5 protein-coding genes and 4 tRNA genes are annotated in these 9,870 nt (G+C 69.9%); 3 read left to right on the top strand and 6 right to left on the bottom strand.

Annotation, left to right across the window (positions count from 1 at the left end; all coding sequences use genetic code 11):
- Positions 1-438: 438 nt before the first annotated feature.
- The 6 genes from ACZ39I_RS20145 to ACZ39I_RS20120 all read right to left on the bottom strand — a co-directional run bounded on the left by ACZ39I_RS20145 (position 439) and on the right by ACZ39I_RS20120 (position 6,666).
- A tRNA-Asp gene (locus ACZ39I_RS20145) sits at positions 439-513 on the bottom strand.
- 94 nt (positions 514-607) lie between these two features.
- A complete protein-coding gene (gene hrpA, locus ACZ39I_RS20140; RefSeq protein WP_467245724.1) occupies positions 608-4,567 on the bottom strand; it encodes an ATP-dependent RNA helicase HrpA in 3,960 nt (1,319 codons plus the stop codon).
- 138 nt (positions 4,568-4,705) lie between these two features.
- Positions 4,706-4,779: transfer RNA gene (locus ACZ39I_RS20135), tRNA-Phe, on the bottom strand.
- A gap of 24 nt (positions 4,780-4,803) precedes the next feature.
- A tRNA-Asp gene (locus ACZ39I_RS20130) sits at positions 4,804-4,878 on the bottom strand.
- A 38-nt stretch (positions 4,879-4,916) separates the two neighbouring features.
- Positions 4,917-4,989, bottom strand: a tRNA-Glu gene (locus tag ACZ39I_RS20125).
- A gap of 81 nt (positions 4,990-5,070) precedes the next feature.
- A complete protein-coding gene (locus ACZ39I_RS20120; protein WP_467245723.1) occupies positions 5,071-6,666 on the bottom strand; it encodes a metallophosphoesterase family protein in 1,596 nt (531 codons plus the stop codon).
- A gap of 84 nt (positions 6,667-6,750) precedes the next feature.
- Between ACZ39I_RS20120 and ACZ39I_RS20115 the strand changes: the two genes are divergently transcribed.
- From ACZ39I_RS20115 to ACZ39I_RS20105, 3 genes are all read left to right on the top strand, one after another.
- Positions 6,751-7,101, top strand: coding sequence for a metallopeptidase family protein (locus ACZ39I_RS20115; protein ID WP_109004752.1), 351 nt, complete (start codon positions 6,751-6,753; stop codon positions 7,099-7,101).
- A gap of 90 nt (positions 7,102-7,191) precedes the next feature.
- Complete coding sequence (locus tag ACZ39I_RS20110) at positions 7,192-7,713, top strand: hypothetical protein (RefSeq protein ID WP_467245722.1); 522 nt, start codon at positions 7,192-7,194, stop codon at positions 7,711-7,713.
- 252 nt (positions 7,714-7,965) lie between these two features.
- The coding region (locus tag ACZ39I_RS20105) for a DEAD/DEAH box helicase (protein WP_467245721.1) at positions 7,966-9,870 on the top strand (1,905 nt) is incomplete at its 3' end.

The raw sequence follows: 9,870 nt of genomic DNA, 5'->3' as shown, positions 1-9,870 counted from the left end.
GAAGGTGCGGCTTCGCGGCGGGCGCGGCCTCCCCCTGGGCGCGGGCGTGGTGGCTGAAGAAGGCTCGTGTCCCGGTGTGCGGGATGCGGGCCATGTTCTCGCGGCGGTTCTGACGGAAGGCGCGGCTTTACGGCGGACGCGGCCTCCCCCTGGGCGCGGGCGTGGTGGCCGAAGAGGCCCGTGCCCCGTTGCCGGGAGGCGGGCCTTGCTTCTCTCGGTGCGGTCCTGACGGGATTTGCTGCGTCTGATTGCCGCTTCGCTGCGGGCGCGGCCTCTCCTTGGGCAGGGGGCCGTGCGTGAAGAAGGCCCACGTTCCGTGTGCGGGACGCGGGCCGTGCTTCTCGCCGCAGCCCTGACGGAATGTGAGGCTCCGCCGCGGGCGTGGCGCACGAAGAAGGCCCGCGTCCCGTTGCCGGGAGGCGGGCCTTTCTTTTACTGCGGTCCTGACGGGATTTGAACCCGCGGCCTCCACCTTGACAGGGTGGCGAGCACTCCAAACTGCTCCACAGGACCAGGTTTCGCGGCGCTTACTGGTGCGTTGCGCTGCGAGAAGGACTGTACAGGAGCTGGCGGGTCCTGGTCGAACTCACCCTCCGTGCAGGGCCCGTCACGGGGCCAGGGTGTCGATCGCCTTCACGATCCGCTTGTCGGAGACGGGGTACGCCGTGCCGAGCGCGTGGGCGAAATAGCTGACCCGCAGCTCCTCGATCATCCAGCGGACGTCCAGGACCTGCTGGGGCACGGGCCGGCCCTGCGGGAGCTGTTCCAGGAGCCAGGCGTACTCGTCCCGCATCTCGTGGACCTTCTCCATACGGGTCGTGTCCCGCTGGACGTTCGTCGGCATCTGCTGGAGTCGGCGGTCCGCCGCGACCAGGTACCGCATCAGGTCGGGCAGCCGCCGCAGCCCCGTCGCCGTCACGAACCCCGGCTTCACCAGCGCGTCCAACTGGGCCCGCACGTCCGCCAGGTTCGCCAGCAGCGCCGGGCTCCGTACGGACTTCAGGCGCCGCTCACAGGCGTGCCAGGCGGCGAGCACCTGCTGCACCTGCCCGACCGTACGGACCGTCGTGTCGACGATCTCGGCGCGCACCTTGTCGTACAGCTTCCGGTACGACTCCTCGTCCCACGCCGGCCCCCCGAAGTCCCCGATCAGCTTGTCCGCGGCCGCCGTCGCGCAGTCCTCGAACAGGGCCTGGATGGAGCCGTGCGGGTTCGCCGACAGGGCCAGCTTCTGGGGGTTCGTCAGCTTCTCGGATGCGAACTTCGCCGGGCTCACCGGGATGTTGCGCACGATCAGCCGCCGCGTGCCCTTCCACATCGCCTCGGTCTGCTCCTCCTCGGTGTCGAAGAGGCGGACGGAGACCGTGTCGCCGTCGTCCACCAGCGCCGGGTACGCCTTCACCGGCTGGCCGGCCCGGCGGGTCTCGAAGACGCGTGTGAGCGTGCCGATCGTCCAGTCCGTCAGGCCCTTGCGCTCCAGGGACTCGCCGCCCTCGCGGGACGCGGTCGCTGCCGCCGCCTGCGAGAGGGCCTGGCGTGCCTTCGGCCTCAGCTTCAGGCGCAGTGACTCCAGGTCCTTGTCCTCGGCCAGATTGCGGCGCCGCTCGTCGACGATCCGGAAGGTGATGCGGAGGTGGTCCGGGACCCGTGCCCAGTCGAAGTCCTCCGCGTCGAAGGGGACGCCGACCATGCGCTTCAGCTCGCGCGCCATGGTGGTCGTCAACGGCTCCTGCAGCGGGACCGCCGTATCGAGGAACCGCTTCGCGAAGTTCGGTGCCGGCACGTAGTTGCGGCGGATCGGCTTGGGCAGGGAACGGATCAGCTCCGTCACCAACTCCTCCCGCAGGCCCGGGATCTGCCAGTCGAAGCCCTCGTCCTTCACCTGGTTCAGGACCTGGAGCGGGATGTGGACCGTCACACCGTCCGCGTCCGCGCCCGGCTCGAACTGGTAGGTCACCCGGAACTTCAACGGCCCCTGCCGCCAGGAGTCGGGATAGTCGGCCTTCGTGACCGCCTCCGCCGACTCCCGGATGAGCATCTCCCGCTCGAAGTCCAGGAACTCCGGCTCCTCGTGCCGCTTCCGCTTCCACCACGAGTCGAAGTGCGCCCCGGACACGACGTGTTCGGGCACCCGCTGGTCATAGAAGTCGAACAGGGTGTCGTCGTCGACCACGATGTCCCGGCGCCGGGCCCGGTGCTCCAACTCCTCGACCTCGCTGAGGAGTCTGCGGTTGTCGGCGAAGAACTTGTGGTGGGTGCGCCACTCGCCCTCGACGAGCGCGTTGCGGATGAACAGCTCGCGGGACGTCTCCGGGTCGATACGGCCGTAGTTGACCTTGCGCTGGGCGACGATCGGTACGCCGTACAGCGTGACCTTCTCGTACGCCATCACCGCGGCCTGGTCCTTCTCCCAGTGCGGTTCGGAGTACGTCCGCTTCAGCAGGTGCTCCGCGAGCGGCTCGACCCACTCCGGCTCGATCTTGGCGTTGACGCGGGCCCACAGGCGCGAGGTCTCCACCAGCTCCGCCGACATCACGAAACGCGGCTGCTTCTTGAAGAGCGCCGAGCCCGGGAAGATCGCGAACTTGGCGCTCCGGGCGCCGAGATACTCGTTCTTGTTGCCGTCCTTCACGTCCTTCATGCCGACGTGCGAGAGCAGACCGGCGAGGAGCGAGACGTGCACGCTCTGGTCGGCCGCGTCCTCCTCGTTCGGATGGATGCCCATCTGCTTGGCGACGGTCCGCAACTGCGTGTAGATGTCCTGCCATTCGCGGATGCGCAGGAAGTTCAGGTACTCCTGCTTACACATCCGGCGGAAGGACGACGAGCCGCGCTCCTTCTGCTGCTCGCGGACATAGCGCCACAGGTTGAGGTAGGCGAGGAAGTCGCTGGTCTCGTCCTTGAAGCGGGCGTGCTGCTGGTCGGCCTGGGTCTGCTTGTCGGCCGGGCGCTCGCGCGGGTCCTGGATGGAGAGCGCGGCGGCTATGACCATGACCTCGCGGACACAGCCGTTCTTCTCGGCCTCCAGGACCATGCGCGCCAGGCGCGGGTCGACGGGCAGCTGGGCGAGCTTGCGGCCGGTCTCGGTGAGCCGCTTGCGCGCGTCCTTCTGCGCCGGATCAAGGGCGTTGAGCTCCTGCAGCAGCTGCACGCCGTCACGGATGTTGCGGTGGTCCGGCGGGTCGATGAAGGGGAACTTCTCGATGTCCCCGAGGCCGGCCGCGGTCATCTGCAGGATGACGGAGGCCAGGTTCGTCCGCAGGATCTCGGCGTCCGTGAATTCCGGGCGGGCGTTGAAGTCCTCTTCGCTGTACAGGCGGATGCAGATGCCGTCGGAGGTACGGCCGCAGCGGCCCTTGCGCTGGTTGGCGCTGGCCTGCGAGACCGGCTCGATGGGCAGCCGCTGGACCTTGGTGCGGTGGCTGTAGCGGGAGATGCGGGCGAAGCCGGGGTCGATGACGTACTTGATGCCCGGGACGGTGAGGGAGGTCTCGGCGACGTTGGTCGCCAGAACGATCCTGCGCCCGGTGTGCGGCTGGAACACGCGGTGCTGCTCGGCGTGCGAGAGCCGGGCGTAGAGGGGCAGCACCTCAGTGAAGCGGTACTTCCTCTTCTCCAGCGCGTCGGCGGTGTCCCGGATCTCCCGCTCCCCGGAGAGGAAGACGAGGATGTCGCCCTTGCCCTCGCCCTGGAGCTCCTCCACGGCGTCGCAGATCGCGGTGATCTGGTCGCGGTCGGAGTCCTCCGAGTCGTCCTCCAGCAGCGGCCGGTACCGCACCTCCACCGGGTACGTCCGCCCGCTGACCTCGACGATGGGCGCGTCCCCGAAGTGCCGGGAGAACCGCTCGGGGTCGATGGTCGCCGAGGTGATGACGACCTTGAGGTCGGGGCGCTTCGGCAGCAGCTGGGCCAGGTACCCCAGCAGGAAGTCGATGTTGAGGGACCGCTCGTGGGCCTCGTCGATGATGATCGTGTCGTAGGCGCGCAGCTCGCGGTCGGTCTGGATCTCGGCGAGCAGGATGCCGTCCGTCATCAGCTTCACGAAGGTCGCGTCCGGGTTCACCTGGTCGGTGAAGCGCACCTTCCAGCCGACGGCCTCGCCCAGCGGGGTGTCCAGCTCCTCGGCGACCCGCTCGGCGACGGTACGGGCGGCGATCCGGCGGGGCTGGGTGTGCCCGATCATGCCCTTGACGCCCCGGCCGAGCTCCAGGCAGATCTTCGGGATCTGGGTGGTCTTGCCGGACCCGGTCTCACCGGCCACGATCACGACCTGGTGATCACGGATGGCGGCCGCGATGTCGTCCTTCTTCTGGCTGACCGGAAGCTGCTCGGGATACGACACGGCGGGCACCCGCGCACGGCGCGCGCCCACGCGCTCCTCGCCCTTGCCGACCTCCGCCTCGATCTCGGCCAGCACGGCGGCGCGCGCCTCCGGCTTGCGGATCTTGCGCGCGCCTTCGAGCCTGCGCCCGAGCCGGTGCGCGTCACGCAGGGACAGCTCGGTCAGGCGGGCGGCGAGTTCCCCGAAGCCGGGGGAGCCGGGGGCGGGGGCAGGGTGCGTAGACATACGCGATCCAGGATCTCATCCTCGGGAAATTACTGGCGAACGGTTTTGTCCCGGGGGTCGGTGTCACGGCCCAGGGGGCTGGTGTCACGGCACGGCACATACAACAAGACCCCGATCCGGGGATCGGGGTCTGTGCTGTGGCTGGGGCCGGGGTCGAACCGGCGACCTACCGCTTTTCAGGCGGTCGCTCGTACCAACTGAGCTACCCAGCCGAGAGGCTTCCGGGGAAACCTCAGCGGTCCTGACGGGATTTGAACCCGCGGCCTCCACCTTGACAGGGTGGCGAGCACTCCAAACTGCTCCACAGGACCAAGCGTTGTGCACGAACAGTGTCGCACACGGTGATGCGTGCCCCCAACGGGATTCGAACCCGTGCTACCGCCTTGAAAGGGCGGCGTCCTAGGCCGCTAGACGATGAGGGCTATCGGCCCGCCTGGGCGCTTCTCAGCGCGTCGGGGACGTGAGAAGCATATGGGATGCCGGGAGGTATCGCCAAAACGGTTTCAGGGGCTGCCCGTGGGCGAGGCCGTGGAGGAGCCCGTGCCCGAACCCGTGGGGGAGGGGGCCGCTCCCGGCTGGTTGTCCTCCGGGAGGTGGCGGCTGACCTCCGCCGTGGTGAGGCCGAGGCCGCCGAGTTTGATCTCGTCCCAGGCCTGCAGGCGGCGGGTGTCACGGTCCAGGTAGAGGATCGAGGCCTCGATGGGGTCGGGGTACTTGCCCTCGACGGCCCGCAGCCCGCTGCCGCCCGTCGAGCCCTCCACCCGCAGGCGCGTGCCCTTCTTCATGAGCTCCATCTCCTGGTGGTGGAGGTGGCCGGACAGGATCATCGGGACCTCGCCGTCGACCTCGCGGGCCGCCGAGGGCTCGTGGGCGATCGCGAGGTCGACCGGGGTGCCCGCGGCCCGCTGCGCACGCAGGGCGGCGGCCAGGCGGTCGCCCGCCGCCTCCTGGGACTCGTCGGCCCCCGGGTTCGTGGAGCGGTCGGGGGTGAACTGGGGGTCGCCGATGCCCGCGAACCGCAGTCCGGCGATCGTCTCCGCCTTGCCGTTGTCGAGGACGTGGACCCGCTTCAGGCCCTCCATGTAGCGCTGGGTGGTCAGGGAGTCGTGGTTGCCCCGCACCCAGACGTACGGCGCCCCCAGGTCGGGGATCGGGTCGAGGAAGCCGTTCTCCGCCGCCGTGCCGTGGTCCATGGTGTCGCCGGAGTCGACGATCACATCGACCTTGTACTGCTCCACCAGCGAGGCGATGATCTTCCAGCTCGCGGGGTTGAGATGGATGTCGGAGACGTGCAGGACCCGGATGGTGGTGGGGTCCGGCTGGTAGGCGGGGAGCGTGGACGTGGCGTCGTAGAGCTTCGTCACGTTCGTCACCAGGCGGGCCAACTCCTTCTGGTAGACGTCGAACTCGGTGACGATGCTCCGCGCGTTGCCGACCAGCGAAGGGGCGGAGGAGAGCAGTCCCGAGAACTTCGGCTCCAGGACGGATTCCGGGTTCCAGGTGGCGTACGCCGTGCCGCCGCAGGCCGCCAGGAGGGTGAGGGCGAGTCCGCCGGCCGCGAGGGCGCGGCGGGGGCGGCGGTAGACCGCGAGGCCGAGGGCCGTGGCGCCCGCCACCACGGCGACGCAGGAGCGCAGGGCGAGGTCGAGGGTGCCGTGCTCGACGTCCGTGGCGACCTCGTCCTGGAGGCCGGAGAGGCGCTCGGGGTGGTCGACGAGGGCCTGGGAGCGTTCCGGGTCGAGCTGGTCGACGTTGACGTCGAGGCGGACCGGGGCCTGGTGGCTGTCCAGCTGGAGCGCGCCGAGCGGAGAGATGTTGATCTTCGTGCCGCCGGTCAGGGACGGGCGCAGGGTCATCGTCGTGTTCATGGGGCCGACCGGGACCCGGACGTTGCCGACGATCAGCAGACCGAGCCAGGCGCCCAGCAGGACGACGGCGACCAGACCGAGGGCGCGGGCCCAGGGGTGCGGCTGGTGGACGAGCTCGACGGACGGGTTGGATCGGCGCCTGCCGTACTGGCGGGCGAGGGCTCGCGGGGGCCTTCGTAGGGTGCTCAGGATGCTCCGGACGTTCAGGACTGCGGCGGGGACGCGGGCCATTGATCCCGTATGCCCAAGTCCGCCCGCGGATATGCGGCGTGCTCATGGCTCTCGTACGGATGGCCCGTACCGGAGAATGGGCTTGTGCTGGAGATGACGCGCGAGGAGTTCGAGGAACTGGTCGCCGAGGCGCTGGACCGGATTCCGCCGGAGTTGACGCGGCTGATGGACAACGTCGCGGTGTTCGTCGAGGACGAACCGCCGGCGGACGATCCCGAGCTGCTCGGGCTGTACGAGGGCACCCCGCTGACCGACCGGGGCGAGTGGTACGCCGGGGTGTTGCCGGACCGGATCACGATCTACCGGGGGCCGACGCTGCGGATGTGCGCTTCCCGCGAGGAGGTCGTCGCGGAGACCGAGGTGACGGTCGTGCACGAGATCGCCCATCACTTCGGGATCGACGACGCGCGGCTGCACGCGCTCGGTTACGGGTGAGTGGCTTTCGAACGGGGCGCGTGTCCTCTTGTGGGCGGCGGGAGTTGGGCAGGTTGACTCTTTGACGACCGCCCTCGGAGGTGGCTGCTCGTGCGCCCCTTGTACGTACCCGTCCGTCTGGCCGCCACGGTCATGGCCGTCGCCGCCGCAGCGGGCTGCATGAGCGTGGGCGGGGACGAAGGTGACGGCAGCGCCAAGCCGTCGCACTCCGCCGGTGAGCGGGGCGGGGAGGCGCCGGACGGCGATTCCGCGGCCTCGGGCGGTTCCGTGCGGCTCGGCGGGACGGGCTCGGACGGCAAACACGGCAAGCACGGCAAGGGCAAGGACGGCAAGGAGCCGGCCTCGCCCTCGGCGTCCGCCCCGTCGGGAGCCGGCGCGTCGGCCCCGGCGGGGGCGGAGCCGGGGAGTTCGGTGAAACCGGTGCCCTCGGCTACGTGGGCCGACCCGGCACCCACCCGTACGCCCGACCCGGAGCCGCCGGCGCCGAGCGAGCCGCCCGCCTCGCCCACGCCGTCGCCGCCGCCCGCCGAGCCGTCCTCCTCCGCGCAGCCGGAGACGGGGACACAGCTGAGCCAGCGGGAACCGGCGCCCACCGCCGGATCGCCGGTGTGACGGACCCCGTGGCAGGGCCCTGTGAAAGGCCCCGAGTGACCTCGGATACACACGAGGGGATCCGTTTGCCTTCGGGGGTGATGGGTGCGTATGGTTATAGATCGTTTGATCATTTGCCCGGCGCCAAAGCAGAAGAGCGCCGTGTGGCGCGTTCTCTCCCTTACCGTGGCTGACCGCATTGAGGCGGTCGTATTGCGAATCACGGAGTTGACGGGCGCGTGCCGACGAGACTCCGGAAGGTTTCGCATACGCATGTCCATTTCCAGTACTGATCACGTCGTCGTGCCCGAGAACGAGGGCACCGAGGACGTCACCGAGGCCACCACTCCCGAAGTCACCTTCGAGAGCCTCGGTCTCCCCGAGGGCGTTGTGCGCAAGCTCGCCCAGAACGGCGTGACCACCCCCTTCCCGATCCAGGCCGCGACCATCCCGGACGCCCTGGCCGGCAAGGACATCCTCGGCCGTGGCCGCACCGGCTCCGGCAAGACCCTCTCCTTCGGTCTGCCGACCCTGGCCCGCCTCTCCGGCGGCCGCACCGAGAAGCACAAGCCGCGCGCTGTCATCCTCACCCCGACCCGTGAGCTCGCGATGCAGGTCGCGGACGCTCTCCAGCCCTACGGCGACGTCCTCGGCCTGAAGATGAAGGTCGTCTGCGGCGGTACGTCCATGAGCAACCAGATCTACGCCCTGGAGCGCGGTGTCGACGTGCTCGTCGCCACTCCGGGCCGACTGCGTGACCTCATCAACCGCGGCGCCTGCTCCCTGCAGGACATCGAGGTCGCCGTCATCGACGAGGCCGACCAGATGTCCGACCTGGGCTTCCTGCCCGAGGTCACCGAGCTGCTCGACCAGGTCCCGGCCGGCGGCCAGCGGATGCTGTTCTCGGCCACGATGGAGAACGAGATCTCCACCCTGGTCAAGCGCTACCTGAGCAACCCGGTCACGCACGAGGTCGACAGCGCCCAGGGCAACGTCACGACCATGTCGCACCACATCCTGATCGTGAAGCCCAAGGACAAGGCGCCGGTCACTGCCGCGATCGCCTCCCGCAAGGGCCGCACCATCATCTTCGTCCGCACCCAGCTGGGCGCCGACCGCATCGCCGAGCAGCTGTGCGACTCCGGCGTGAAGGCCGACGCGCTGCACGGCGGTATGACGCAGGGCGCGCGCACCCGGGTGCTGGAGGACTTCAAGAAGGGCTACGTCAACGCGCTCGTCGCGACCGACGTCGCCGCCCGTGGCATCCACGTCGACGGCATCGACCTCGTCCTGAACGTCGACCCCGCCGGTGACCACAAGGACTACCTGCACCGCGCAGGGCGTACCGCTCGCGCGGGCCGCACCGGCACGGTCGTATCGCTGTCCCTGCCGCACCAGCGCCGCCAGATCTTCCGGCTGATGGAGGACGCGGGCGTCGACGCCGGGCGTCACATCATCAACTCCGGTACGGCCTTCGAGCCCGAGGTCGCCGAGATCACCGGCGCCCGTTCGATGACCGAGGTCCAGTCCGAGTCCGCGGTCAACGTGGCTCAGCAGGCCGAGCGCGAGGTCGCCCAGCTCACCAAGGAGCTGGAGCGGGCGCAGCGCCGCGCGACCGAGCTGCGCGAGGAGGCCGACCGTCTGGTCGCCCGCGCCGCCCGTGAGCGCGGTGAGGACCCGGAGGCCGCGGTCGCCGCCGTCGCCGAGGCCGCCGTGGCCCAGGAGACGCAGGCCCCGGCCGAGGCCGTGGTCGCCGAGCAGGCCGCCGAGCGTCCCGCGTACGAGCAGCCGCGTCAGCGTCGTGACGAGCGGGGCAACTACGAGCGCCGTGACGACCGTCGGGACGACCGTGGTGGCCGTTCCTTCGAGCGCCGTGACGACCGTTCCTCGGGTGGTTTCAACCGCGACCGTCGTGACGGCGAGCGCGGCGGGTTCCGCCGTGACGACCGTCGGGACGACCGTGGTGGCCGTTCCTTCGAGCGCCGTGACGACCGTTCCTCGGGTGGCTTCAACCGTGACCGTCGTGACGAGCGTCCCTCGGGTGGCTTCCGCCGCGACGACCGCCCCACCGGTGGTTTCAACCGTGACCGTCGTGACGAGCGTCCCTCGGGTGGCTTCCGCCGCGACGACCGCCCCACCGGTGGTTTCAACCGTGACCGTCGTGACGAGCGTCCGTCC

The organism is Streptomyces sp. NPDC024687, assembly GCF_055559055.1.
This window is presented reverse-complemented; position numbering and strand designations above follow the sequence as displayed.

Excerpts from the sequence above, each read along its gene's own strand:
- ACZ39I_RS20120 (WP_467245723.1), bottom strand. The coding sequence starts at position 6,666 with ATGGCCCGCGTCCCCGCCGCAGTCCTGAACGTCCGGAGCATCCTGAGC.
- hrpA (WP_467245724.1), bottom strand. The coding sequence starts at position 4,567 with ATGTCTACGCACCCTGCCCCCGCCCCCGGCTCCCCCGGCTTCGGGGAA.